This is a genomic window from Janthinobacterium sp. PSRC1-1 (assembly GCF_049897525.1).
GTDB classification, from domain to species: Bacteria; Pseudomonadota; Gammaproteobacteria; order Burkholderiales; family Burkholderiaceae_D; genus Janthinobacterium; species Janthinobacterium tructae.
Genome location: NZ_JAFCWK010000002.1, coordinates 503774 through 527802, shown reverse-complemented (window position 1 = coordinate 527802; position 24029 = coordinate 503774). Strand labels below are relative to the sequence as shown.

The window sequence follows — 24029 nt, the reverse complement described above, 5'->3', positions numbered from 1 at the left end:
ACTGTTTTGCCCGCAAAATGTCCCCAAAATGGGGACAGCCGCTGGCATCGAGGTCTGCATACTGTGTTGCAAGCCGGGATCACCCGGCCGCTCTCACCCAAGAACAATAACAAGGGGAGGGCGACACCTTATGGAGACCAGCATGACCATCACCCAAGGGGCAGCCCCCGGCACCCATGCGCCCGTTCCTGACGCGGCCACCATCGAACTGGAACAGCAGGTAATGCGCAAGGTATCGCGCCATTTGCTGGGATTCTTGTTCCTGCTGTTCGTGTTTTCCTTTCTGGATCGCATCAACATCGGCTTCGCCGGGCTGACCATGATGCAAGACCTGGGCCTGTCCGGTACCCAGTTCGGCTTTGCCACCACGCTGTTTTACATCGCCTACATCGCCTGCAGCATCCCCAGCAACATCGTGCTGGCCCGCATCGGCGCGCGCAAGTGGATCGGCAGCATGATGATCGCCTGGGGCCTGGCCTCGACGGCGACCCTGTTCGCCAGCGGCCCGGCCAGCCTGTATGCGTTGCGCTTCCTGGTCGGCGTGACGGAGGCGGGCTTCCTGCCCGGCATGCTGCTGTACCTGACCTACTGGTTTCCCAGCGCCTACCGGGCGCGCGCCAACGCCCTGTTCATGATCGCCATGCCCGTCACGGCCGCCATCGGTTCGGCCCTGTCGGGCCTGATCCTGGGCCTGGATGGCCACTGGGGTCTGAAGGGCTGGCAATGGCTGTTCTTGCTCGAAGGCATGCCTTCCGTCCTGCTGGGCCTGGCCGTGTATGGCTACCTGGACGACTCGCCCGCCAAGGCGAACTGGCTGGGCAAGCTGGAACAGCAGGTGCTGGCGCGCATGCTGGCGGCCGAGCACAAGCCTGCCGTAGCACACACCGCGCAGCATCAGACCTCCGTGCTGGCGGAAATGTGCTCGCCCACCGTGCTGAAATTCGGCATCGCCTATTTTTGCCTGGTCAACACCCTGGCCATGGTGGCCGTGTGGACGCCGCTGATCGTGAAAAGTTTCAATGGCAACGCCAGCAACACGCAGATCGGTTTGCTGGCCGCCATTCCGCAAGTGTGCACCGTCATCGGCATGATTGCCTGGGGCCGCCGCTCGGACCGCTTGCAGGAACGCCGCTGGCACATCGTCTGGCCCATGCTGCTGTCGGCCTTTGGCTGGCTGCTGACCGCTTATGCCGGCAACCCCGTGCTGCAACTGCTGGGCGTGTGCATGGCCTCGACGGGCGCCTATACCGCCATGTCCGTCTTCTGGACCACGCCGGACCGGGCCCTGAGCCTGGGCGCGCGCGCCATCGGCATCGCCGTCATCAATGCCACGGGCAATATCGGCTCGGCCCTGAACCCCGTCGTGGTGGGCTGGCTGAAGGATGTCACGCACAGCTTTGCCACGGGTTTGCTGTACGCCAGCGTGCTGCTGGTGGTCGGCGCGGCCATCGTGCTGACCCTGCCCATCGAGCGCGGCGGCAAAACACATTCTTGAGAGGAGACCATCATGCGCGACACGTTTCACCCTTACCCCCATGTGCCGAAGGTGTATCCACCCGGCAAACCGGCCGGTGCCGGCACCCAGCACGTCCCGGTCCTCATCGTCGGCGGCGGCCCTGTGGGCCTGGCCACGGCCCTGGGCCTGGCGCGCCACGGCGTGCGCTCGGTGCTGATCGAAGCGGACGATGGCGTCTGCACGGGCAGCCGCGCCATCTGCATCTCGCGGCGCAGCCTGGAAATCATCGAACGGCTGGGCGCGCTCGACGGCTTTTTAGCCAAGGGCTTGCCGTGGGCGGGCGGACGCAGCTTTTACCGCGACGCGGAAGTGCTGCACTTCACGATGCCGCAAGACGCGAACCAGAAGCTGCCGCCGATGGTCAACCTGGCGCAATACCATATCGAGCAATTCCTGCTCGACGCAGCCGAACGCCTGCCGGAATTGATCGATATCCGCTGGCAAACGAAAGTCACACACGTGGAGCGGCGCGCCGATGGCGCCACGGTCACGGTCGCCACGCCCGATGCAAGCTACAAAATCGAGGCGGACTGGCTGGTGGCGGCCGATGGCGGGCGCAGCGCCGTGCGCGAGGCGCTGGGCCTCAAATTGCAAGGCACCAGCTATGAAGGGCGCTATGTGATCGTCGACATCCACTTGAAGAGCGAGCGTCCGACGGAGCGCCTCGCGTATTTCGACCCGCCGTCGAATCCCGGCTCGACCGTGCTGGTGCACAAGCAGCCCGACGATATCTGGCGCATCGACTATCAACTGCGCGACGACGAGGATGCGCAGGCGGCCGTGCTGCTGGAAAACGTGGCGCCCCGCGTGGACAGCCTGCTGGCCATGATGGGCGAAACGGCGCCATGGCATCCCGTGTGGATCACCATCTATAAGGCGAATGCCTTGACCCTGGACAAATACCGGCATGGTCCCGTGCTGTTCGCGGGCGATGCGGCCCACCTGGTGCCCATCTTCGGCGTGCGTGGCGCGAACTCGGGCATTGACGACGCGGACAACCTGGCCTGGAAACTCGCGTATGTGGTCAAGGGCCAGGCGCCGCAGGCCTTGCTGGACAGCTATTCGGACGAGCGCGTGTACGCGGCCCATGAAAACCTGCGCCACGGCACGAAGAGTACGGAATTCATGGCGCCGCCCACGTTTGCCTTCGAGTTGATGCGCACGGCCGTGCTGGGCCTGGCGGGCAAGCATGCGCACGTGCGCTCGCTGATCAACCCGCGCCAGACCAGCGCCATCGCGTATGCGCAGTCGGCCCTGAATGCGCCGGAGCTTGACACGTTTGCCGCCGGCCCCGCGCCGGGCACGGTCTTGCCCGAGTGTCCGCTGGCGCTGCCGCACAACGGCGGGCAAAAAGCGGGGTATATTACCGATCTGGTGAACCGTACTGATGGCAATTTCACGGGGCTGTATTTCAGCGAGGATGGGGCCGTGCCAGCCGAACTGCTGGCGCTGGGCGACACCTTGCCGTTGAATACCGTGGCGATTTCCCGCAGCGGGGCGCAAGGGGGCGCCTGGGACCACACGGCGCAGGTATGCTCGCTGTTCGACGCGCAGCCCGGCACGTTTTACCTCGTGCGTCCCGATGGCCACGTGCTGGGGCGCTGGCGGCAAGTGCGGGCGGGGCAGGTGCTTGAGGCGCTGGCAAAAGCGGGGGTCAGTCCCTTCGGGAGCGGTACGCGCCCCATTGGGGCGTGCACCCCCGGCGGGTCTGACCCCAGCACTTTGCGCAGCGGGTCAGTAAAAGTTATTAAGGAGACAGCATGACCGACATCGAACTGGACAATCTTTACACCGAGCTGTGCCACACCATGGGCGGCCTGGGCGAACAGCGCTCGCCGCTGTTCCTGGCCCGTTTCGCCTTGCTGGCCATGGGCGCCATCGGCAAGGCCGACGTGGTGCAGGGCTTGCTGCGCGACGCGGCCGATGGCCTGGCGGAGAGCGCATGACAGGCGCCGGCTACCAAAGCGGCTTCGGCAACGAATTTGCCACGGAAGCTGTTCTCGGCGCCTTGCCGCAGGGGCAAAATTCGCCGCAGCGCTCGCCCCTGGGCCTGTATGCGGAACAATTGTCGGGCACGGCCTTCACGGCGCCGCGCGCGCAGAACCGGCGTTCGTGGCTGTACCGCATCCGTCCCGCCAGCCAGCATCCGCCGTTTACCTTGGCTGAAAACACGCGCATCGTCAGCGATTTCCACGCCATGCCCCCCACGCCGCCGAACCAGCTGCGCTGGGACCCGCTGCCGCTGCCCGACAGCGGCACGCCGGTCGACTTCATCGACGGCTGGCAAACCATGGCCGGCAATGGCAGCGCCGAAGCGATGAGCGGCTGCGCCATCCACGTGTATGCGGCCAACTGTTCCATGCGGCGCTTCTTTTATTCGGCCGATGGCGAATTGCTGGTGGTGCCGCAGGAAGGGCGGCTGGCGATCGCCACGGAACTGGGCTTGATCGAACTGGAACCGCAGGAAATCGCCGTGATTCCGCGCGGCGTGCGCTTCCGCGTGACCCTGCCGGATGGCCAGGCGCGCGGCTATGTGTGCGAAAACTTCGGCACGGCCTTCCGATTGCCCGACATGGGACCCATCGGCTCGAACGGACTGGCGAACGCCCGCGATTTCCTCACGCCGCACGCGGCGTATGAAGATATCGATGGCGAATGCGAACTGGTGGCCAAGTTCGGCGGCCACCTGTGGCGCACGACGCTCGACCATTCACCGCTGGACGTGGTGGCGTGGCATGGCAATTACGCGCCCTATAAATACGATTTGCGCCGCTTCAACACCATCGGCTCGATCAGCTACGACCATCCCGACCCGTCGATCTTCCTCGTGCTGCAGGCGCCCGGCGAAAATCCCCTGTTCGGCGCCATCGACTTCGCCATCTTCCCGCCGCGCTGGCTGGCCGCCGAACACACGTTCAGGCCACCGTGGTTCCACCGCAACGTGGCCAGCGAATTCATGGGGCTGATCCACGGCGTGTACGACGCCAAGGCGGCCGGTTTCGTGCCGGGCGGCGCCAGCTTGCACAACTGTATGTCCGGCCACGGCCCCGATGCGCAAACCTTCGAGAAGGCGTCGCACAGCGACACGTCCGCGCCCGCGAAGGTGGCCGACACCATGGCCTTCATGTTCGAGACGCGCACCATCCTCAAGCCCACGCCGTTCGCGCTGGACGGCGGCTTGCTGCAGAACGACTATTTCGCGTGCTGGCAAGGCTTGCGCAAGCAGTTCGCCCCGGACCCGTTGTAACCCTTTGGCTGCCTGGCAATAATCGTACGGCCCAACTTGCCAGGCGTGCTCTACAATTACGGAATAAGAAACTGTCGGCGCACGTGCGCCGCCTTACTCCGTAGTTGAAGGGAAAAACAAGTCTGTGACTTCCAAGCCGATCAAGATCGCCGCCACCGTCGTCGTGGCCCTCGCCGCTGGGGCCGGCATTTATACCTATACCCGTCCCGCCGCCACCGCCACGCCGGGCGCTCCCGCCTCGGGCACTCCGGCCGCCGCGCCCCAATCCGCCGTCGATACGGCCGCCGTGGCCAGCCAGTTCCGCGACTTGCTGGGCAATTTCCGCAAGATCATCGTGTTGCTGGCCGACGAGCAAGGCTTGCCGGAAGGCGCGCGCGACGAAGCGCGTAAAGTGGGGCAGGCGCTGTTCCATGACAACCAGGAACGCATCGCCAAGCTCGATCTTGCGCTGGATCAATTGACGGCACCGACCAATCCGGGGCGCTTCGAAGCGCTCGACAGTCTACTGACGTATATCGAATCGGACCCCGGTCTGTACGACGCGGACCGCCTGGCTTTCCGCGAATTGCTGCAAAGCATGCTGGCCGATGTGGCCAAGGATTCTTCCTTGCCGGCGATCAAGCTGCACAAGCGTATTTCCGAAGACCTCGATGCGCTGGGCGAGATCGAGCGCAACTACGAGAAGGAAATCCGGCAAATCTTCGGCAACCTGGGCCAGCGGTCCATTGAACTCAAGCGCGAACGCTGGGACGATTACGTGGCGCAGCTGAAAAAGCTCTACAGCCGCGAGCAGATTCTGAAGGAAAACGGCATCGTCGTGCCATATGCGGTACCGCCAGCAGGTTCCGTCCCGGAAGCCAAGCCGGCGCCAAAGAAGGACGAGGCGGAAATCTTCGGCCTGGGCTTGCCGAAGAAGACCATCGTGCTGACCTTCGACGACGGCCCGCACCGCCGCTACACGGAAGAGATCAGCGCCATCCTGAAACAGTATGGCGTGCCGGCCGTGTTCTTCAACGTGGGCCGCAACCTGGGTAGCCTGGACGCGGAAGGCCACGCCAAGCTGGGTGCGGGCGCGGAAGTGAGCCGCAAGCTGATGAAAGAGGGCTATGCCGTGGGCAACCACAGTTTCAGCCACGCACAATTGTCGAAGCAGTCGGGCGACAAGCTGAAAGGTGAAATCCTCGGCACCGACACCTTGTTGAAAGCCATCAGCCCCGAGCGGGCCGCGCTGTTCCGCTTTCCGTATGGCGCGCGCAATAGCGAAGGCATGGCCGCGCTGGCCGACGCCCATTTGAAATCCGTGATGTGGAATATCGATTCGCTGGACTGGGCCGACCCCGTGCCCAGCTCGATCACCAACCGGGTGCTGGCCTCCGTCGACAAGGCGGGGCGCGGCATCGTCCTGTTCCACGACATCCACGAGCGCACGGTGAAAGCCTTGCCGGCCGTGCTCGACAAGCTGATCGCCGAAGGCTATCAATTCGCGGGCTGGGATGGCACAAGTTTCCAAGTAGCAAAAAGCACGGCGCCCGTGCCCGAGAAAGTGCCCGTGACCACGGGCTACGCCAATTCCTGGGCCGTGGTGATCGGCATCGACGATTACGCCAAGTGGCCGAAACTGCAATATGCGGTGCGCGATGCGCAAGGCATCCGCGAAACCCTGATCGAGAAATTCGCGTTCGCGCCCGAACGCGTCGTGACCCTGAAAAATGGCGAAGCGACGCGCAACAACATCCTGGCCGCCTTCCACGACAAGCTGGCGCATGGCGGCGTGCAAAAGAATGACCGCATCTTCGTCTTTTTCGCCGGCCACGGCGCCACGCGCAAGCTCAGCTCCGGGCGCGACCTGGGCTACATCGTGCCCGTCGATTCCGACCCGGCGCAATTCGCCACGGATGCGATTCCGATGACGGAAATCCAGAATATCGCGGAGTCCTTGACGGCCAAGCACGCATTCTTCGTCATGGACGCCTGCTACAGCGGCCTGGGCCTGACCCGTGGCGCCGGTTCCAGTTCGTTTTTGCGCGACAACGCCAGGCGCATCGGCCGGCAAATGCTGACGGCCGGCGGCGGCGACCAGCTGGTGGCCGATGGCGGGCCGAACGGCCACTCCGTGTTCACCTGGACCCTGCTGCAAGGCCTGGCGGGCAAGGGCGACCTGAACGGCGACGGCTTGATTACGGCCACGGAACTGGCGGCCTACGTGGCGCCGGCCGTCTCCAGCGTCTCGAACCAGACGCCCGCGTTCGGCAGCTTGCCCGGCTCGGAAGGGGGCGATTTCGTCTTTGAATTGCCGGGCGAAACGGAATTCCTCAGCCCGAACACGACGCAGCTGTCGACGGAAGCCATCGCCCTGAACAGCAAGCTCGACGCCAAGCCGCAAGCGGCCAGCGTGACGGTGAAGGATTTGCAGGGCGGCGAACAGAAGATCGTCACGCCGGGCGCCGTGCCGACCTCCACGCGCCAGCTGGCGCAGCGGGCCAACGACCGTGGCTTGCAGCTGTACAAGGAGAAACAGTATGCGGCGGCGGAAGCGCAATTTACGGAAGCGCTGAAATTGCGTCCCGACTTCGCGCTGGCCGCCAACAACCTGGGCTTTGTCTTCTACAAGCAGGAAAAATACCGCGAAGCGGCGCGCTGGTTTGAAAACACGGTCAGGATGGACCCGTCGCGCGCCATCGCCTATTTGAACCTGGGCGACGCGTATGCCAAGGCGGGCGATGCGGCCAAGGCCAAGGCCGCGTACAAAACCTATCTGGAACTGGCGCCTACGGCCTCGACGGCGCCGGCCGTGCGGCTAAAGATGGAGAAGCTATAGTTGGCCAATACTTTGCCCATGGTTCACGTCTTCACCTGCAGCGGCCGCTTCGCCAGCCGTGAAGCGCTGCAGGCCTATCTGGCGCCCACGTACACGGAAGATGGCGATGAAGTGCCGTCGCCATTCTTCCTGGAAACGGGCCTGACGCAGTACGAGCCCGCCTGCGTCGAGAGCGCCATGCTGGCGTCGCCCGCGCCGCTGGCGCAGTTGCTCGATGGCGTGTCGTATGGCGACAGCTGGCTGGCGCAGGCCTGCGCCGACGCGGCGGCGCAGGGAGTGCTGGCCGACACGAGCGTGTGCGTGTTTGCGCCAAATCAACTGGCGCACCCGCAGCGCAGTTCGCTGCATTACGTGGGCAGCTACGCCGGCGCCGGTGGCTGAGCGCCATCCCCGCGTCCCTCGTGCAATAGCTTGTTGATTGCCGCCAGCAAACTGGTGCCCGAGGTGGTGATGACGCGGGCGCCGGCCGCTTCCGCTTCCGTGCCGTAGCTGGCGACCGTATCCTTGCTGCAATACACGATGATGGGCAGCTCCGGCTGCACTTGCCGTACCTCGCGCACCGTGTGCACGCCCGCATCCTTGATCCTGCGGCCGTTTTCCACTCTGGCCATGTCCGTGATGAACAGCGCATAGTGCTTCTGCTGCAGCATGGCCAGCGCCTGCCGCATCGACACGGCCTGCTCGACCTTGATATTTTCCCGTTCCAGCTGTTCCACCAGCAAGGTATTGTTGCGCGGATGGTCGTCAAGCCACAGCACCAGGCTGGCGGGCTTTTTCGCCGCCGGCACGCCGGCCAGGGCCGTGACTGCCGCGCCCTCGTCGGGCGGATGGGCCAGCAGCAACTGCGTCACGGCTTCCTGCATGTCCTCGAGCGACTTTTGCTGCAAACGGCTCAGCTCCGTCACTTCGATTTCCTTGCCGCTTTCCAGGCGCACGGATTCATTTTTGACGAGGCTGTCGGCGCGCTTGATCATGATGGACAGGTAAATGCGCGTGAGCAGGTAGCCGATCAGGAAACCATGCACGGAAAAGAACAGCATGATGCCGCCCACCACCGCCATGGCCGTGGGCGCATCGACGGCCAGGCTGGGCGCGATGAACGCGGCCACGCTGCGCGCGCTGCCAGGCAGGCTTTTGAGCTCGATCAAACCCACGCCGACGATGATTTTCGTCAGCCAGTCCGATACTTCCACCAGGTTGGAATTGATTTCCATGGGCGTGGGCGTACCCAAAAACAGGGTACTGCTGGCCACTGCATCGGCCGCCGCGGCCGGCGGCTCGTCCGTGGTACGGCTCTTGCCATTGGTCCGCTCGTCGGGCGGCGCGGCGTTGACGGTGCCCGATGGCAGGCTGCGCGGGATGCCGAACAAAAAGCCCAGCAGCATGCCGCTGACGCAAAAGCCCAGGCTCCACAGCATCGCCGGCACGGCGTGGTAGTACGGCGGCAGCAGGGCGCCCGCCAGCACGGCCAGCAAGCCCGCCAGCAAGATGAACAGCAGGATATACGGCAGCACGTCGCGCTTGCGCACGGCCGCCGTCGCGGTTTTGCTCGGCTTGCCGCTGCTGTCGCTCAGGTCCACGCTCGCTCCTTGAAAATAGCTGAATCCAGTCAGCCAGCCTGCCGCGTATATATCCCGCAGGAGCCTGTACTGACATCATAAAAAGGGGAGACGCCATGCCATTGAGAAAACGCAAACAGCTGGCAGCTTGTGCGCTGGCGCTGCTGTCCGCAGCGTCCAGGGCGGGGGCCACGCCGCAGGCCGCCCCATCCACGGAAGAGCAGCGCACCGTGCGCGTGACGGGCCACTACGACAACGCCGTCGGCACCTCGGACGCGGCCAGCCAGGGCGTCATCACCAACGAGCTGATCGTCAACCGGCCCGCCTTGCGCACGGCCGAGTTGCTGGAATTCGTTCCGGGGCTGATCGTCACCCAGCACAGCGGCGACGGCAAGGCCAACCAGTATTTCCTGCGCGGCTTTAACCTCGACCACGGCACGGATTTCGCCACCCATGTCGACGGCATGCCAGTCAACATGCGCACGCACGCGCATGGACAGGGTTATTCCGACCTCAATTTCCTCATTCCCGAGCTGGTGCAGCGCATCGACTACAAGAAGGGGCCGTATTTCGCCGGCGAAGGCGATTTTGCCTCGGCAGGCAGCGCGCGCATCCGCCTGGCCGACAAATTGCCGCAAGGCCAGGCCAGCGTGTCCATCGGCCAGCACGGCTATCTGCGCGGCGTCGTGGCCGATTCCGTCGCTGCCGGGCCGGGCACCTTGCTGTACGGGCTGGAAGTACACCGCAACCACGGTCCCTGGGACGTGCCGGAGCGCGTGCGCAAATACAGCGGCGTGCTGCGCTACAGCCAGGGCACGGCCAATGACGGCTTCAGCGTGACGGCCATGGCCTACAAAAACAGCTGGAACGCCACCGACCAGGTGCCGCTGCGCGCCGTCGCGTCCGGCCAGATCGGCCGCTTCGGCTCGCTGGCGCCCAGCGACGGCGGCGACACCTCGCGCACCAGCCTGTCCTACGCCATGCGCCAGCGCACGCAGAACCGCCTGTTCGAGTTGGACGCCTACCTGATCCGCTCGCAGCTGGAACTGAACAGCGATTTCACGTATTTCCTGGCCAATCCGGCCACCGGCGACCAGTTCCAGCAAAGCGAGCGGCGCACGCTGGCGGGCGTGAACGCCAGCGAAAGCTGGACCATGCAGCTGTTCGGTCTTCCCCTGCGCAACAAGCTCGGCGTGCAGGGCCGTGTCGACCGGCTGTCGCCCGTGGGCCTGTATAGCACGGTGGAGCGCATCCGGCAAGCCACCGTGCGCGAAGACAGGGTGCGCGAGGCCAGCATCGGCGTGTATGGCGAAAACACGGTGCAATGGCTGCCCTGGCTGCGTTCCGTGGCGGGCGTGCGCTATGACGCCTACCGTTTCAAGGTCGACAGCAGCGTGGAGGGCAACAGCGGCGCGGCGGGCGATCATGTGGTCTCGCCCAAGCTGTCCTTGATCCTGGGGCCATGGAGCAAGTGGGAGTTTTTTGCCAATTATGGCAAGGGATTCCACAGCAACGATGCGCGCGGCACGACGCAGACACGCTTGCCGGACGGCAGGCCGTCCACGCCCGTCACGCCGCTGGTGCCCACCAAGGGCATGGAACTGGGCGCGCGCACGGAATGGCTGCCGGGTCTGCAAAGTTCGCTGGCCCTGTGGCGCCTCGATCTCGCGTCCGAACTGCTGTTCGTCGGCGACGCGGGCGAAACGCAAGCGAGCCGCGCCAGCCGCCGCCATGGCATCGAGTGGAACAACCATTATATTGCCGCGCCGTGGCTGCTGTTCGACCTGGACCTGGCCGCTTCGCGCTCGCGCTACACGCAAGACGATCCCGCCGGCAACCATATCCCGGGCGCCATCGACAAGGTGGCCTCGTTCGGCGTGACCGTGACGGACCGTGGTCCGTGGTCGGGCGCGTTTCAATTGCGCTACTTTGGCCCCCGGCCCTTGATCGAGGACAATAGCGTGCGCTCCGCCTCGACCACCCTGGCGTATGCGCGCCTCGCGTATCAGCTCAACCGCAGGACGCGGCTGTCGCTCGACGTGTTCAACCTGTTCAACAAGCGCGCCAGCGACATCGACTATTACTATGCGTCGCGCCTGCCTGGCGAGGCGCAAGATGGCGTGAACGACCGGCATTTCCATCCCGTCGAACCCCGGTCCGCGCGCCTGACCTTGTCGTACGCGTTCTGACAACGGTAGACTGGGGCATGACCGATAACTTAGCTGGACTTTATCCAATTTTGAATCTGGATAGTGGGAACGTAAGCCCTGGATGCACTGTCATTGATTGACCAACTTCACCACGAGAGGTTCATCATGGCAGTTTTACCATCCGGGCTTACGCAGTCCATTGTCGGATTTTCCGATCTGTTTTCCACGCGAACCTGGCCGCTGGCGCAGATGTTGCTGGGCGGTACCATCCTGGTCGTTGGTCCGCGCACTGTCGCCGCCGTACAGCGCGTCATGGGCATGGCCGAAGTTCGGTTTTGTGCTGGCGCCGTCCGAGCGTTACTACCTGGTCCGTAAACGCCGCCCCAACAAGCTCACCGACCGGGCTCGGCAATTACTATGGATGGTCAAGCGATGGTTGCCAGAGTGGTCCATCGTGGTCGTCGCGGACAGCAGCTTTGCGGCATTGAACCTGCTTGCCGCCGTGCGCGAACCGCTGTGCGTGGTCACCCGCCTGCGTCTCGATGCCGCCTTGTACGATCCCGCGCCAGCCAGAGCGCCGGATAGCGCCTTGTGAATAACACCAGGCGGGCGCGGTGTGCATCTGATAGCTCTTAGCTGAATGAAGTATCGTCAGCTTGGCTTCCGTACAGATGTTTTTGACGCAAGGCGGCGATCTGTATCACAGCAGGAATCGTCACACGATATGCTGCACTTGCAATATCCACAGCTGTCCAAGCGCCGGTAATTGCCCACCCGATTGGCCCTGTTAGAACTGCAACACTCCGTGTCAAAGCGGCGTTTCCGGCAAAGCTGAGTCCGCGTCCAATCATTGCTTTCAGAATAGCATTAACAATGACCAGCGTCAGTTGGTAGGATTTGAATCCGCCTGCACGGAAAACGGCTTGAAACACGCCCAGCATGGATTCTGGTGTGAAAAGATGAATATTCTTCATGCCCACGGATTCTGCAAGCTTGCGCAACTCATCGGCCGGCATTTTGTCAAGTGCATCCTTCAAAACTTTCAGCAAAAGATTGTTTTCAATGACTTCGACAGAAGAGTCTTTGTTATAGTTGACTTTCATTTTGTCACATACGTCAATCAGTATCTCGCGATATTCGACTCCCTTGCCACCTCGGAACAAGGTCACGAAGGTATTTGCTCCAAAACACTGAATTTCAGCTGCGATCAATTCCCAGTATTGATGATGATCAGGGTGATGTTTTTTATACAATTGCGTGCCGGTCAGTTCTTCTGTTAGTCTAGCTGAGCCATCCTTGTCATGCGTCAGACACGAGACCAGGTCGTTAAGGTCGATAGAATCAATTTTTTCGAGAAACTCCAGATCTGGATCATACCGGTATGCCATAATTTTCCTTGTCAAAAAATGTCGATATGTGTAAAGCTATTCGTTGCATAGGTAGGCCAATAATCTGTAAACTGTCACCCGTTGCAACCCGGCATTTTACCTTGATAAATACTCTTGGGAGTATGCTTATCTCTACTTATTGATGCTGCCATTTTGTAGCTCTTACCTTGGGTAAGAAAATTACTGCTCAACGGACTTGAATTTATGAAAAACCCGAAAAGAAAGACATCATCCGGCAATCGATCAGATGCCATCGCTGAAGAGGTGCCATTGCAGCAGGATGCCGTACTTGTTATTGCAGACCAGTTCGATCATGCGCTTATCACTATTAAGTCCAGCGAGCAATTTTCCGTGTTTGATCAGGTTTTACGTGGAGGTATCTCAACGGGAGCAGCCACGATTGGTCACCTTGGCAGTATGCTTCAGGCATTGCCAGCGGTGCTTGCGGCGAAGGAAGTGAACGGCAAACAGTTAATGGAAGTTGTTGTGAATGGTGATCTGGTCCGCGCTTCCGATGGCAATGGCTTCCGGGCTTTTACCATGGGTGGCAAAGGCGTAAGTGAGCATGCGCGACTGTTTACTACTGAAAAATTACAGAACATGGTCAATGCCGGAGCCGTTTGGCAGATCGCATCTGTCGTGGTGGCGCAAAAACATCTTGCCGATATAAGCAAGAAGCTCGATAAGATTGGTGAAGGTGTCGAGCATCTCTCACGATTCCTGGACCAGGAGCGCACGTCACAGATACAGGGCACTTACCGTTATCTCGATCAGGCACGCCTTGCCTTGGAAGCAGGGGAGATTCCGGCAAGCGTAAGAACCGAACTTGAACGATGCGAAAGAGATCTACTTTCGATAAGTAACCATATGTACATGGAATTAATACAGGGCTTCGAAAAAACGGTTCCGCACGCTGAGACAGTGGGGACAGAAGAACTGGCATTGAATATTTCCAAAAAAATCAGAGAGCAGGAAAATTTGCTACAACATCTGGCACTGTGCATCCGTACTCGCATCTGCGCTTGGCATGTTTTTTCCCTCTTTCCGGGAGAGCCAAAACTCAAGGAAGCCCGACATGCCGATCTTCAACAAGCGATTGAGGATTTCGGCGGATTGGCCCCCAGATTATGCGCGTCGATCAGCCTGGAAATTCAAAATATATCTTCTTTATTTAATTCCCAAAATACACTCAAACGCAGGCGCGATGCCTTGAGCAAACAATTGGCCGATATGGTTTTGAAAATCAGGCAGAGTCAGGCCGTTGTAAAAGATGCCGTTGATGATAGTGCCGGGCTTTTGCTCAAGCACGATGAGCCGGTTCGTCTTCTTTTCCAGTATCAAGACGGTATTTTGGAGGGAGTAAGGCAATTGGATGTGCAGGAAGCAAAGCCAAGTAGGTCGCAATAAATTATTGTGATTTCTGACTTGCATAACCGGCGCTCTGCGGTGTTGCCCGCTGCTAGCAGTGCTCGCACTGCGTCGCAGCGGGCGCCTTGCAAAGCATCCGCTTCTGTTCGTCATAACTTCACAATAATTTCCCACGACCTACTTAGCTGCTGGCTCGTGATGATATAGCTGCACCGCTTGGCTTTCTTTTGAATCTCTAGTTTGCGTCCCGCCATCCATTGCACGATGGCGGGGTCGCGGTGGGAAAAGAAGCTGCTGGTGCCCGCTTCCAGGGGGACGATGGCGGCCATGTCCCCCTCGTCAAGGTCAACATCGACAATCGCCAGGTTTTCCGCCATGCGCTCGGGGCGCAGGGTCTTGGCCAGCACGGCCACGCCCCGGTGCGTCAGCGAGCGCAGGACGATTTGGCCGACGGACTTGCCGTGTTTGCCGGCGATGCCCTGGAGCAGCTCATTCGTGAACAGATGGTTGCGGCCTTCGGCTGCACGCCTTGCTCGAACATGAAGGCCACGCCGACCGCCTGCTGGTGGAAAGGGTTCACTTCGATCTGGTTGACGGCGGGCGCGATGTCGTTGAAGGCGATGATGTCCATCAGGCGGTCGTGCTGGAAATTGCTCACGCCGATGGCGCGCAGCTTGCCGCTGCGATACGCATCCTGCATGGCGCGCCAGGAGCCGTGCACGTCGCCGAATGGCTGGTGGATGAGGAACAGGTCCAGATAATCGAGCTGCAGGCACCGCAGCGACTGCGCGATGGCCTGGCGTGTGCGCTCGCAGCCCGTATCCTGCACCCACGGCTTGCTGGTGACGAACAGCTTATGCCCTAATGAATCGGGCGCGCTCATGCGCTGATCAGCTTGATATCAGCCAGCCGTTCGACCAGCCACACGGCCGCCACCACGGCGATGGCCAGCGAACCGATTGTCAGCACCTGCCGGTACAGCCAGGTCTTGCGCAGCAGCCAGGCGACGGGTAAAAAGGCGGCGACGATGGCCAACTGGCCGATTTCCACGCCCACGTTGAAGCCCAGCAGGCTGGCCAGCAATGATCCCTGGGGCAAGCCCAGGTCGCGCAGCACGCTGGCAAAACCGAAACCGTGGATCAGGCCAAAGGCGAACGCGGCCACGGGGCGCTTGCCGCGGAACAGCGGCAGCAGGTTGTTCAGGGCGGCCAGGATCACGGAAGCGGCGATGGCCGATTCCACCCAGCGCGACGGCAGGGACACGAGCGACAGGCTGGCCAGGCTCAAGGTGATGGAATGGGCGAGCGTGAACGCCGTGACGACCTTCAGCACGTCATGGAACGCCGCTTTCAATCGCTGCTGCTGCTGCTCGCGCAAGCCCGGCAGCAGCACGGCCGGCAGCAGCAGCGACAGCAGGAACAGGATATGGTCATAGCCGATCCAGATATGCCAGATACCGTGTTTCACGTAGGCGCCGAACTGCGCCAGGCGGTCGGGCGCGGCCAGGGACAGCGTCTGGCGCGGGCTGTCCGGGTCGAAGATGGCCGTTTGCGTCGTGCCACCGCTATTGATCTTGAGCAAGCCCTTGTGCTGCGGATCGAGGTCGGCGAACAGGGTGTAGCCGATGGTCACACTGGCTGGCGCGGCGCCATCCGGGCAGTCGGCGCGAAAGCGCAGCACGTTGTAGGCGCCGTCCGTGTGCTTGTCGATCAGCTGCTCGACGGCTTGCAAGGGGCACGCGCCCCGGTCGCTGGCCACTTGCAGGCGCCGCAGCGCATAGGCGGCGATCGCCGCGTGGCGCACGCGGATTTCATCCCAGGTCAGGGCGCCGTCGCCATTGCCATCGAGGCCGATGGCGAAATCGAGGTCGCGCAGGGCGATATCCCATTGCCCTTCGATTTGCTGGCCATGCACCGCCAGGCTCAGATAACTGTCGCTGGGCTTGTGGGCTTGCGCGGGAGCCAGCCAGGCGCACAGCAGCAGGATGACAAGGCAGCGTTTCACAGGACACCTGCTTTCTTCTCGGTACTAATTTTCTGTCCATCCTGCGGCCGCAGCTGCCTGACGAGGCGCTGCAGTGCCACATCTTCCACGCCATTGGCCGCGATCCAGGCCAGCACCGGTTGGGCCGCGCCGTCATTGCGCGCGGCCAGGGCCGCTTCGAGCACGATGCGCATGTCGGGCACTTCCTTCTGGATGGCCCAGTTCTGCTGCGCCAGCTGCACGGCGGCGGCAATATCCTGCTGCAGGAACAGGGCGAAACGCGCCTGCTCGCGCTGGTGCACGGTGTCGCCCCGCTGCATGGCGGCATTGAAGCGGGCCGCCAGTTCCGCTTTCGCCGCCAGGAAGGCCGTCTGCTGGCCGGGCAGCGCTTGCAGGGCCAGCGCGTAGCGCAGCAGCAGGGCGTCGATGCGCTGCTGGTCTTTGAGTAAGCTGACGACTTCCTGCGGGCGCCGCTGGTCGAGCAGGAAATCCGTATAGGCGCCCAACAGGTAGCTGTCGCGCGGCTGGCGCGCCAGCGCTGTTTTGTAGCGCGCTTCAGCGATGGCGTTCTCGCCACGCCGCGCGGCCATTTCCGCCAGCAGGGTTGCGGCCCAGCTATCGAGTTCGGGCGCCGCGCCGGCACTCCTTTGCAGGGTCAGGTCCAGCAGGCGCTCGCTGCTGGCGGCGCGGCCCGTGACGCTGGCAATGCTGGCAAGGCAGGTGACGGTGACGAGCTGCGTCGTCAGGGTGGAGAGGCGGGCGCAGGCCGCTGTCGCTTGCGCGTAGTCGCCCTGCACGGTGAGCACGGTGGCGCGCGTCAGCCAGGCCTGGGCGTTTTGCGGCTGCTGCGCGATGACGGCGTCAAGGTCTTGCAGGGCGGGGCCGAAATGGTGGGTGCTTTGCAAAATGGTGGCGCGCAGCAGTCGCACGGGGACGGGCGGCGCCGCCTGCCGCCACCAGGGCGCCAGCGCCGCTTGCGCGTAGCCCAGGTAGCGCGGGTCCGTTTCGCTGCGCGCCAGGGCGATGTAGCGCTGCGCCAGGCTTGCCGCCAGGTCCAGGTCACGCGGCGTGGCATCGAGCCGCTGGCGCAGGCCGCGCAGCTCACTCTGCGTGGCGTCGGCGCGGCGCGGCAGTTGTTCGATGACGGCGCCGCCATCCTTCGGCGTGTAGGGCGCGGCGCCTGCCAGCAAGGGCAGGCAGGCGCACAGCAGGGGGATCAGTGTTTTCATCATGGATGCCATCAACAGTCATTGATGTGGGCGCCGGAGAGCGGACTTCCCGGCGCCCGCAAGGGGCTTACAGCGGCACCGGCTCCGTGTCTTCCGGCGACGTCGCCATGATGGCGTCGATGGCCACGCCATCCTTGTCATCGCTGGTGGTCACAATGACGTTGCTGACGGCCACATAAAACGCATCGAGCAGGACCACGGGCGGCGGCGTGGTGCCGCCGTTGCCGTTATCGCCGCCATGGCTGCTGCCACCGCCACCGCAGCCGGCCAGCAGGGAGGCAAGCGCCAGGGCGCTGACTACATAGAGCTTTTTCATCGCGTTCTCCTGGTTACAGCTGCGGCGAACCGGCCACGGGATTTTTCAGGTAAGGAAAACCTGCCGTGAAGAAGGTTTCATCGAGGAAGGCGCCGTCCGTGAAGTGCAGGCCGCCGGCGGGCGCGTCGGCCGGGGCGCAGCCGATGTTCAGCGTGCACAGCTTGCCCATCGCCACGCGCAGCACCACGTCGACCACGTCGTCGCCGGGGCGGCGGCCGTTCGGGAAGCCCGCGTTATCGCCGCCGATGACGCCGAGGCGGTTTTGCGCGCCGACATTGGTGGCCGCGATCGAGGTGTTCAGGCGCAGCATTTCCGATGCCGTCACGGTGACGGGCTGGTTCACGCCCTTGATGCCCGTCAAAAAGGTGGCCACCAGATCGTTGCGGGGGAAGTTGGTGGGCGCCTTGGCGCCTGCCGAGCCGAACAGCACTTCCACCAGGGCCGGCGCCGTCGGGTTGGTGACGTAGTCGGCAAATTGCGCATCGCCCGACGGCTTGCTGGCGTTGAAGCGGTCCTTGTCCTTCAGACCGATCACCAGTTCATTCACCAGCGGCATGCCCAGGCGCGACACCTGCACCCACGCGCCGCCTTCCTTCGACGCCGTGGTGCTCGTGCCCGGCGCCGGGTTCAGCAGACGGCCCTGGCGCAGGCTGGCCGTGGTCCAGCCGCCGATGACGGGGTCGCTGCCGGCCGTCAGGCAGGCGGTCGGCACTTCCATCTCGATGGCCGTGACGTTCTTGCGCGCCAGGTCATCCCTGGCGGCCGATTCCGCATTCGCGGCGAATTCCGTGGCGGGCGCCTTGATGTTGATCAAGTCGAACGTTTCGCCCAGGTTCACGACGAACGGGTCCTTGCGCTGGCCGACGAACATGCGCGCCGGCGTGGCGCAGCCGGGGATGTTGACCGCGTAGACGTGCTGCGCGGCATACGCGGCGTAGTTGGGGATGGCTTTGTTGCCGATATTGTCGACGGGTTTGTCGAAGGTCGTGCCGCCACCGCTGGCGTTGGTCACGCTGCTGCGCGTACCCGTGCGGCGGTCGCCCCGCACCACCGTCACGCTGTAGGTTTCGCGCACGTTCAGGCCGGCCGGGTTGACGGAATCGATGGCGCCGCCGTTGATGACGAGCGGAATCGAGACTTTCTTGCCGCCCACGGTGAACTGGCCATCCTTGATGGTGTTGGTGAAGCGGAACTGGAAGGTCAGGTCTTCCTTGCCATCGCCATTGTTGTCGATATGAATTTCATACAGGGCATTGGGGTCCATGGCGAAGTAGTTCGGGCCGCCATAGGCGTCTTGCAGGGGAATATAGTCGGCCACCAGGGTGGTGTAGGCGCCGCGGCCCGCCTCATAGCTGCGGAACATATAGAAGTCGGTGGCGTCGACTTTCGGGGCTTGCGTGATGAACGGCGCTTCGCGGTGGCTGGAGGCATGGGCCGCTGGCGCGATGGCGAAGGCCAGCAGGTTGCCCAGCAGGGCGGCGCCCACGGTGGTTTTTGACAGTGACAAAGACATTTCGATTCTCCCGATTGTTGTTGGCGTTGACAGACAAGTCCAAGAAACTGCAGGCTGCCTGACTTATACGAACGGGGGAAAAAAACGGATTCAACTCTTTGTCAAAGTAGTCATGTCACCTTGCCGGCCGCTTACCAGGCCAGCACTGTGGGGCCGATGGCTGCGCCGATGGCGGCCGGCACCAGCATGCCCAGCACGTACCAGAAGCCGACGAAGCTGGCCGCCAGCTCGGGGCAGTGCAGGCAGTAGACGAGCGCCGCCAGGCTGCCTGCGGCGAAGCCTGCAGCCGCACCGGCCAGGCGCAGGCGGGTCGGCGCCAGCTGGCGCATCAGGCGCAGCACGGCGGCCAGGATGGGCAGCGAGAGGGTGGCGATCAGCAAGGGGCAACTGCGCCAGGTGGCGCCCCAGAACAGTTCGGCCCGCTGTTCGGGCGGCGTTTCCTGCAGGATGATGGCGCCCAGCGCCCACATCAACAGCAGGGGCATGGCGAGCAGCAGGGGCAGGGCGCGTGTGCTGGCGCCCGGCACGCACAGGCGGCGGCTGACGTGCCAGGCCGCCAGGCACAGGCAGACGACAAAGCCCACCTTGATCCAGAAATCGGGCAGCAGGGCCAGCTGTTCCAGGTTGGGGCGCACACCCAGCAGCATGGCCATCAGCGCCACGCTGGCCAGCAGGCCGGCGCCCACAGTGCCTGCGGCGCGCCAGTGCGTGCCGGGCGGCGCTGCGGCGGCCACGTCGGGGCCGCTGGCCAGCATGGCGATCAAGTCATCGGTTTTCATGATGTGCTTCCTATCCTTAAATTGGCCGCCAGCGCCTTCAAGCCGCGATGCACGGCCACCTTGACGCTGGCTTCCGACATGCTCATGGCGGCCGCCGTGTCGCGCACGGACCAGCCGTCGAGCTTGGTATGCACGATGGCGTCGCGCTGCTGCGCCGGCAAGGTGGCCAGCAGCTTGCCCAGGTCGCGGCTGGCTTCGGCCGCCTCGGCATCGGCGCTGGAAAACAGTTCCTGCGCGCTATCTTCTTCGTCATACGGCTGGTGCTGCGCCTCGCGCCGCCCATGCCGGCGCAGCCAGTCGATCATTTTGTAGCGCGCGATCGCATGGATCCACGACGTCAGCGGCACGCCCGTGTCGTACGTCAAGCGCTGGTTGTGGATGGCCAGCAGACATTCCTGCACCAGGTCTTCCACCTCGTCCGGCCAGCGCTGCAGGCGGCGCCGGAAAAACGCGCGCAAATGGGCGCTACTTGCCTGCAAAAAACTGCGGTACGCCGCCGCATCGCCTTCGAGCCCGCGCAGCATCAAGCCATGCAGCCGCAATTCCGTGCCATGCAGGTGCTCACTGACAGGTATTCGTTGCATGCAGGCCTTTGGTGACAGGCGTTGAAAAAAATAAATATCGAATTATTTGCTGGCGGCTGTAACCAATCCGCATGGTGCGGCGAATTGACAGGCAAGCACGCTTCTACTTCTCCGCCTTTAATTTACTATACCGGTGAAAGACCATGGACATCAAGCACCGCCTTGCAACACTGCTTTTACCCGTGCTGAGCACGGCTGTGGCCGCCCCTGCCATGGCGCAAATGGCTTCCAGCCAGCGCTGTACGGTGAAAAGCGGGCCGCGGACGGCGGCGCTGGTGGAGCTGTACAGCAGCGAAGGCTGCTCCAGCTGCCCGCCCGCCGACCAGCGCCTGAGCGCCTTGCGCCAGGAAGCGGGCGCGTCCAGCCTGATCGTGCCGCTGGCCCTGCACGTCACGTACTGGGACCAGATCGGCTGGACGGACCCGCTGGCGCAGGCGCAATTCGATGTGCGCCAGGCCGAGCTGCTGCGCCACCAGCCGCGCCATGTGGCTTACACGCCCCAGTTTTTCGTCGGCGGCACGGAGCTGCGCAGCTGGCATACGCAACTGCCGGCCGCCATCCGCCGCATCAATGCGACCGCCGCGCCCGTCGCCATCGGCCTGTCCGCCACGCCGGGGCCGGGCGGAAAACTGGTGATTGAAGCCGATGCCAGCGCACCGGATGCGCAGACGGGCGGCCAGCTGTATGTGGCCATCAGCGAAAGCGCCATCGTCTCGACCGTGCTGCGCGGCGAAAACCGCGGCGTCACCCTGCATCACGATGCGGCCGTCCGCCTGTGGCTGGGGCCGGTTGCGCTGGCGCAGGGCCGCGCCCGGCTGCGCCGCGACGTGCAACTTCCCGCCAGCTGGCGCCCGGAGCAGCTGCAAGTGGTGGCTTTCGTGCAGCGGGCCGACAGCAGCGCCATCCTGCAAGCGGTCAGCACGGCGCAATGTACGAAAGGAGTGTTGTGATGAACGCACCAGCGAGCGTGATCCACCCCGCCTGGCTGCGCCTGACGCACTGGCTCAATGCCGTGGCCGTGGTCGTGCTGGCCACCAGCGGCTGGCGCATCTATAACGCGGCGCCATTCTTCCCGTTCGAACTGCCGCGCGCGCTGACCCTGGGCGGCTGGCTCGGTGGCGCGCTGCAATGGCATTTCGCCGCCATGTGGCTGCTGGTGGCGAATGGCTTGCTGTATCTCATCATCAATATCGTCTCGGGACGGCTGCGGCGCCAGTTCTTCCCCTTGTCGCCGCGCGCGCTGCTGGCCGATGCCGCCGCCGCGCTGAAGGGCAAGCTGGCCCATGCGGACCCGCGCCATTACAACATGGTGCAGCGCGCCGCCTACCTGTTCGTCATGCTTGACTGCATCGTGCTGGTGCTGTCCGGCCTGGTGCTGTGGAAATCCGTGCAGTTTCCCCTGCTGCGCGAGCTCATCGGCGGCTACGAGAGCGCGCGCCGAGTCCACTTCATCGCCATGGCGCTGCTGATGGGCTTTGTCGGCGTGCACCTGCTGATGGTGGCGCTGGTGCCGCGCACCCTGGTCGCCATGCTGCGCGGACGTTAAAGGAAACCATCATGAAAAAAACCATCATCGTGCAAGAGCAGGGCCAGGCCATGCTGGCCGACGCCCTGCGCCGGATCCAGCAGCCGTCGCGCCGCCTGTTCCTGCAGCGCAGCCTGACTCTGGGCGGCCTGTCGCTGCTGACCGGTTGCAACATCAATGACCCGTCCAGCATCGAGACCGCCTTGACGGCCGTCTCGCGCATGAATGACCGGGTGCAGGGCTGGCTGTTCGACCCGAACAAACTGGCGCCGACGTATCCCGATTCCATGATCACGCGGCCGTTTCCGTTCAACGCGTATTACGGCGAAGACGAGGTGGAAGAGGTCGATGGCGACGCCTGGCGGCTGGAATTGAGCGGCTTGATCGCCGACAAGAAGCCGTGGAGCCTGCCGCAGCTGCGCGCCCTGCCGCAGGAAACGCAGGTGACGCGCCACATCTGCGTGGAAGGCTGGAGCGCCATCGGCAAGTGGGGTGGCGTGCCGTTTTCCCACTTCCTCAAGCGCGTGGGCGCCGACACGACGGCCAAATACATCGGTTTCCAGTGCGCCGACGATTATTTTACGAGCATCGACATGGCCACGGCCCTGCATCCGCAAACCATCATGGCCTTGACGTATGACGGCCAGCAATTGCCGCCGAAATACGGCTACCCGATGAAACTGCGCATGCCGACCAAGCTGGGCTACAAGAATCCCAAGCATATCCAGGCCATTTTTGTCACGAACGCGTATCCGGGAGGGTATTGGGAAAACCAAGGATATAACTGGTTCGGCGGTTCTTGAACATTTTTGGCAACACCTGCAGCACCGCAGTCGCTTTCACACCGGGCACTTGCCCATTTAACCCAGAGACAAGGACACATCATGAAAACTACCATCACCGCCATCTTCGCTTCCGCCATCCTCATGTCGGGCGCCGCGTTCGCCCAGGACGCCATGAAGAAAGACGCGATGGCCAAGGACGCTTCGGCCGCCATGCACAAGGATGCGATGGACAAGGACGGCATGCACAAGCCGATGGCCAAGAAACACATGAAGAAGGATCACATGGCCAAGGATGGCATGGCGAAAGATGCGATGGCGAAAGACGGCATGAAGAAGGATGACATGAAAAAGGACGAGATGAAAAAGGATGCGATGGGCAAGTAAGGCCGGAGCAGACCGGAGCGGGGTGACTGCCGGTCACCACGCTGCCGGATTGATCACGCCGATGGCCATCAGTGCCGGCTTGCAAAATAGATATCCCTGCATCAAGTCGATGCCCATCTCCCTCAGGCAATCGCGCTCGGCGGCCGTTTCGATACCTTCGGCCAGGACTTGAATGTTGAGTTCCTTGCAAATGGCGACGATGCCCCTGACGATCGCCTGCTTGGGCGCGCTGGCCTCGATGCCGCGCGCCAGTTCCATGTCGATCTTGATGATGTGCGGCTGGTATTCCGCCAGCAAGGTCAGTCCCGCGTAGCCGGCGCCGAAATCGTCGATGGCCGTCTGGAAGCCGAAGCGGCGATACTCATGAAAAATGTTGACGAGGTGGGCCCGGTCGCGCACTTCTTCGCCCTCGGTCACCTCGAAGATAATGCGGCGGATGGGGAAATTGTATGCGCGCGCCGCGGCAAGAGTGGCCTGGATGCAAGCCTCGGGGCGATACACGGCATTCGGCAGGAAATTGATGGACAGATATTCCTCGATGCCCAGCCGGGCCGCGCCCTCGATGGCGCGCACGCGGCAGGCCTGGTCGAACACATAGCGGTTTTCGTCATTCACCTGCGACAAGACCGAATAAGCCGACTCGCCGTTGGGGCCGCGCACCAGCGCTTCATGGCCAAAGATCGAGCGCGTGGACAGGTCGACGATCGGTTGGTAGGCAAAGGTGAAGTCGAAGCCCAGCGGCCCGGCGTCCCTGCACTGGCTGCAGCCTGCCTTTTTCCCGGTCTGGCCCGGGGTGTCGCTGGAGGACGTCATGGTCGCGCTGGCCTCAGATAAAAGGTACAAGGTGTACATGGCAGTTATACCACGGCATGGCGTCGGCGCAGC

22 protein-coding genes and 1 pseudogene are annotated in these 24029 nt (G+C 63.0%); 13 read left to right on the top strand and 10 right to left on the bottom strand.

What is annotated here, in order from left to right; all coding sequences use genetic code 11:
• The first annotated feature begins 142 nt into the window (after positions 1-142).
• From ACP7DW_RS06025 to ACP7DW_RS06000, 6 genes are all read left to right on the top strand, one after another.
• The gene (locus ACP7DW_RS06025) at positions 143-1495 is read left to right on the top strand and encodes an MFS transporter (protein ID WP_426054341.1); all 1353 of its coding nucleotides are present in this window, start codon (positions 143-145) and stop codon (positions 1493-1495) included.
• A gap of 12 nt (positions 1496-1507) precedes the next feature.
• Positions 1508-3280 (top strand): FAD-dependent oxidoreductase, encoded by a 1773-nt coding sequence (locus ACP7DW_RS06020; protein WP_426054340.1) that lies wholly within the window; start codon positions 1508-1510, stop codon positions 3278-3280.
• Positions 3277-3462 carry a DUF2783 domain-containing protein gene (locus ACP7DW_RS06015; protein ID WP_096235651.1) on the top strand — a complete coding sequence of 62 codons (186 nt, stop codon included), beginning with the start codon at positions 3277-3279 and terminating at the stop codon, positions 3460-3462. Before ACP7DW_RS06020 ends, ACP7DW_RS06015 begins: the two co-directional genes overlap by 4 nt.
• Positions 3459-4763: a homogentisate 1,2-dioxygenase gene (gene hmgA, locus ACP7DW_RS06010; protein ID WP_426054339.1), complete on the top strand. Its 1305-nt coding sequence runs from the start codon at positions 3459-3461 to the stop codon at positions 4761-4763. Before ACP7DW_RS06015 ends, hmgA begins: the two co-directional genes overlap by 4 nt.
• A 124-nt stretch (positions 4764-4887) precedes the next feature.
• Positions 4888-7581: a polysaccharide deacetylase family protein gene (locus ACP7DW_RS06005; RefSeq protein ID WP_426054338.1), complete on the top strand. Its 2694-nt coding sequence runs from the start codon at positions 4888-4890 to the stop codon at positions 7579-7581.
• Positions 7582-7962 (top strand): immunity 22 family protein, encoded by a 381-nt coding sequence (locus ACP7DW_RS06000; protein ID WP_426054337.1) that lies wholly within the window; start codon positions 7582-7584, stop codon positions 7960-7962.
• Here ACP7DW_RS06000 and ACP7DW_RS05995 read toward each other — a convergent pair.
• Positions 7941-9161 (bottom strand): response regulator, encoded by a 1221-nt coding sequence (locus ACP7DW_RS05995; RefSeq protein ID WP_426054335.1) that lies wholly within the window; start codon positions 9159-9161, stop codon positions 7941-7943. The genes ACP7DW_RS06000 and ACP7DW_RS05995 overlap by 22 nt on opposite strands.
• Before the next feature lie 95 nt (positions 9162-9256).
• Here ACP7DW_RS05995 and ACP7DW_RS05990 point away from each other — a divergent pair, with 95 nt between their 5' ends.
• Both ACP7DW_RS05990 and ACP7DW_RS05985 read left to right on the top strand, forming a co-directional pair.
• Positions 9257-11329 (top strand): TonB-dependent receptor, encoded by a 2073-nt coding sequence (locus tag ACP7DW_RS05990; protein ID WP_426054334.1) that lies wholly within the window; start codon positions 9257-9259, stop codon positions 11327-11329.
• A 97-nt stretch (positions 11330-11426) separates the two neighbouring features.
• Positions 11427-11885 carry a hypothetical protein gene (locus ACP7DW_RS05985; RefSeq protein WP_426054333.1) on the top strand — a complete coding sequence of 153 codons (459 nt, stop codon included), beginning with the start codon at positions 11427-11429 and terminating at the stop codon, positions 11883-11885.
• Positions 11886-11922: 37 nt separating this feature from the next.
• Here the strand turns inward: ACP7DW_RS05985 and ACP7DW_RS05980 are convergent, their stop codons facing one another.
• The gene (locus tag ACP7DW_RS05980) at positions 11923-12678 is read right to left on the bottom strand and encodes a DUF3944 domain-containing protein (RefSeq protein WP_426054332.1); all 756 of its coding nucleotides are present in this window, start codon (positions 12676-12678) and stop codon (positions 11923-11925) included.
• A gap of 204 nt (positions 12679-12882) precedes the next feature.
• On the opposite strand from ACP7DW_RS05980, the gene ACP7DW_RS05975 reads away from it, so the two are divergent.
• Positions 12883-14085 carry a hypothetical protein gene (locus ACP7DW_RS05975; protein ID WP_426054331.1) on the top strand — a complete coding sequence of 401 codons (1203 nt, stop codon included), beginning with the start codon at positions 12883-12885 and terminating at the stop codon, positions 14083-14085.
• 191 nt (positions 14086-14276) lie between these two features.
• Here the strand turns inward: ACP7DW_RS05975 and ACP7DW_RS05970 are convergent.
• The 7 genes and pseudogenes from ACP7DW_RS05970 to ACP7DW_RS05940 all read right to left on the bottom strand — a co-directional run.
• Positions 14277-14902 (bottom strand): annotated as a pseudogene (locus ACP7DW_RS05970) (aldo/keto reductase); the annotation flags it as partial.
• A 23-nt stretch (positions 14903-14925) separates the two neighbouring features.
• A complete protein-coding gene (locus ACP7DW_RS05965) occupies positions 14926-16050 on the bottom strand; it encodes a HupE/UreJ family protein (RefSeq protein ID WP_426054330.1) in 1125 nt (374 codons plus the stop codon).
• Positions 16047-17258: a hypothetical protein gene (locus tag ACP7DW_RS05960; RefSeq protein ID WP_426054329.1), complete on the bottom strand. Its 1212-nt coding sequence runs from the start codon at positions 17256-17258 to the stop codon at positions 16047-16049. The genes ACP7DW_RS05965 and ACP7DW_RS05960 overlap by 4 nt, the downstream gene beginning before the upstream one ends.
• 67 nt (positions 17259-17325) lie before the next feature.
• Complete coding sequence (locus ACP7DW_RS05955; RefSeq protein ID WP_426054328.1) at positions 17326-17574, bottom strand: hypothetical protein; 249 nt, start codon at positions 17572-17574, stop codon at positions 17326-17328.
• 13 nt (positions 17575-17587) lie between these two features.
• Positions 17588-19087: a DUF4331 domain-containing protein gene (locus tag ACP7DW_RS05950; protein ID WP_426054327.1), complete on the bottom strand. Its 1500-nt coding sequence runs from the start codon at positions 19085-19087 to the stop codon at positions 17588-17590.
• Positions 19088-19218: 131 nt separating this feature from the next.
• Positions 19219-19866: an NrsF family protein gene (locus tag ACP7DW_RS05945; RefSeq protein WP_426054326.1), complete on the bottom strand. Its 648-nt coding sequence runs from the start codon at positions 19864-19866 to the stop codon at positions 19219-19221.
• A complete protein-coding gene (locus ACP7DW_RS05940; RefSeq protein WP_426054325.1) occupies positions 19863-20450 on the bottom strand; it encodes a sigma-70 family RNA polymerase sigma factor in 588 nt (195 codons plus the stop codon). The genes ACP7DW_RS05945 and ACP7DW_RS05940 overlap by 4 nt, the downstream gene beginning before the upstream one ends.
• Before the next feature lie 143 nt (positions 20451-20593).
• Here ACP7DW_RS05940 and ACP7DW_RS05935 point away from each other — a divergent pair, with 143 nt between their 5' ends.
• The 4 genes from ACP7DW_RS05935 (at position 20594) to ACP7DW_RS05920 (ending at position 23144) form a co-directional block, all read left to right on the top strand.
• A complete protein-coding gene (locus ACP7DW_RS05935; RefSeq protein ID WP_426054324.1) occupies positions 20594-21400 on the top strand; it encodes a DUF1223 domain-containing protein in 807 nt (268 codons plus the stop codon).
• Positions 21400-21996, top strand: coding sequence for a cytochrome b/b6 domain-containing protein (locus ACP7DW_RS05930; protein ID WP_426054323.1), 597 nt, complete (start codon positions 21400-21402; stop codon positions 21994-21996). The genes ACP7DW_RS05935 and ACP7DW_RS05930 overlap by 1 nt, the downstream gene beginning before the upstream one ends.
• Before the next feature lie 50 nt (positions 21997-22046).
• Positions 22047-22778, top strand: coding sequence for a molybdopterin-dependent oxidoreductase (locus ACP7DW_RS05925; RefSeq protein WP_426054430.1), 732 nt, complete (start codon positions 22047-22049; stop codon positions 22776-22778).
• 81 nt (positions 22779-22859) lie between these two features.
• Positions 22860-23144, top strand: a complete 285-nt coding sequence (locus ACP7DW_RS05920; protein ID WP_426054321.1) for a pentapeptide MXKDX repeat protein — start codon at positions 22860-22862, stop codon at positions 23142-23144.
• Positions 23145-23177: 33 nt separating this feature from the next.
• Here the strand turns inward: ACP7DW_RS05920 and ACP7DW_RS05915 are convergent, their stop codons facing one another.
• A complete protein-coding gene (locus ACP7DW_RS05915) occupies positions 23178-23957 on the bottom strand; it encodes an EAL domain-containing protein (RefSeq protein WP_426054320.1) in 780 nt (259 codons plus the stop codon).
• Between the last annotated feature and the right edge of the window lie 72 nt (positions 23958-24029).

Excerpts from the sequence above, each read along its gene's own strand:
- ACP7DW_RS06025 (WP_426054341.1), top strand. The coding sequence starts at position 143 with ATGACCATCACCCAAGGGGCAGCCCCCGGCACCCATGCGCCCGTTCCT.
- ACP7DW_RS06020 (WP_426054340.1), top strand. The coding sequence starts at position 1,508 with ATGCGCGACACGTTTCACCCTTACCCCCATGTGCCGAAGGTGTATCCA.
- ACP7DW_RS06015 (WP_096235651.1), top strand. The coding sequence starts at position 3,277 with ATGACCGACATCGAACTGGACAATCTTTACACCGAGCTGTGCCACACC.
- hmgA (WP_426054339.1), top strand. The coding sequence starts at position 3,459 with ATGACAGGCGCCGGCTACCAAAGCGGCTTCGGCAACGAATTTGCCACG.
- ACP7DW_RS05990 (WP_426054334.1), top strand. The coding sequence starts at position 9,257 with ATGCCATTGAGAAAACGCAAACAGCTGGCAGCTTGTGCGCTGGCGCTG.
- ACP7DW_RS05980 (WP_426054332.1), bottom strand. The coding sequence starts at position 12,678 with ATGGCATACCGGTATGATCCAGATCTGGAGTTTCTCGAAAAAATTGAT.
- ACP7DW_RS05975 (WP_426054331.1), top strand. The coding sequence starts at position 12,883 with ATGAAAAACCCGAAAAGAAAGACATCATCCGGCAATCGATCAGATGCC.
- ACP7DW_RS05960 (WP_426054329.1), bottom strand. The coding sequence starts at position 17,258 with ATGAAAACACTGATCCCCCTGCTGTGCGCCTGCCTGCCCTTGCTGGCA.
- ACP7DW_RS05955 (WP_426054328.1), bottom strand. The coding sequence starts at position 17,574 with ATGAAAAAGCTCTATGTAGTCAGCGCCCTGGCGCTTGCCTCCCTGCTG.
- ACP7DW_RS05950 (WP_426054327.1), bottom strand. The coding sequence starts at position 19,087 with ATGTCTTTGTCACTGTCAAAAACCACCGTGGGCGCCGCCCTGCTGGGC.
- ACP7DW_RS05945 (WP_426054326.1), bottom strand. The coding sequence starts at position 19,866 with ATGAAAACCGATGACTTGATCGCCATGCTGGCCAGCGGCCCCGACGTG.
- ACP7DW_RS05940 (WP_426054325.1), bottom strand. The coding sequence starts at position 20,450 with ATGCAACGAATACCTGTCAGTGAGCACCTGCATGGCACGGAATTGCGG.
- ACP7DW_RS05935 (WP_426054324.1), top strand. The coding sequence starts at position 20,594 with ATGGACATCAAGCACCGCCTTGCAACACTGCTTTTACCCGTGCTGAGC.
- ACP7DW_RS05930 (WP_426054323.1), top strand. The coding sequence starts at position 21,400 with ATGAACGCACCAGCGAGCGTGATCCACCCCGCCTGGCTGCGCCTGACG.
- ACP7DW_RS05925 (WP_426054430.1), top strand. The coding sequence starts at position 22,047 with ATGCTGGCCGACGCCCTGCGCCGGATCCAGCAGCCGTCGCGCCGCCTG.
- ACP7DW_RS05920 (WP_426054321.1), top strand. The coding sequence starts at position 22,860 with ATGAAAACTACCATCACCGCCATCTTCGCTTCCGCCATCCTCATGTCG.
- ACP7DW_RS05915 (WP_426054320.1), bottom strand. The coding sequence starts at position 23,957 with ATGACGTCCTCCAGCGACACCCCGGGCCAGACCGGGAAAAAGGCAGGC.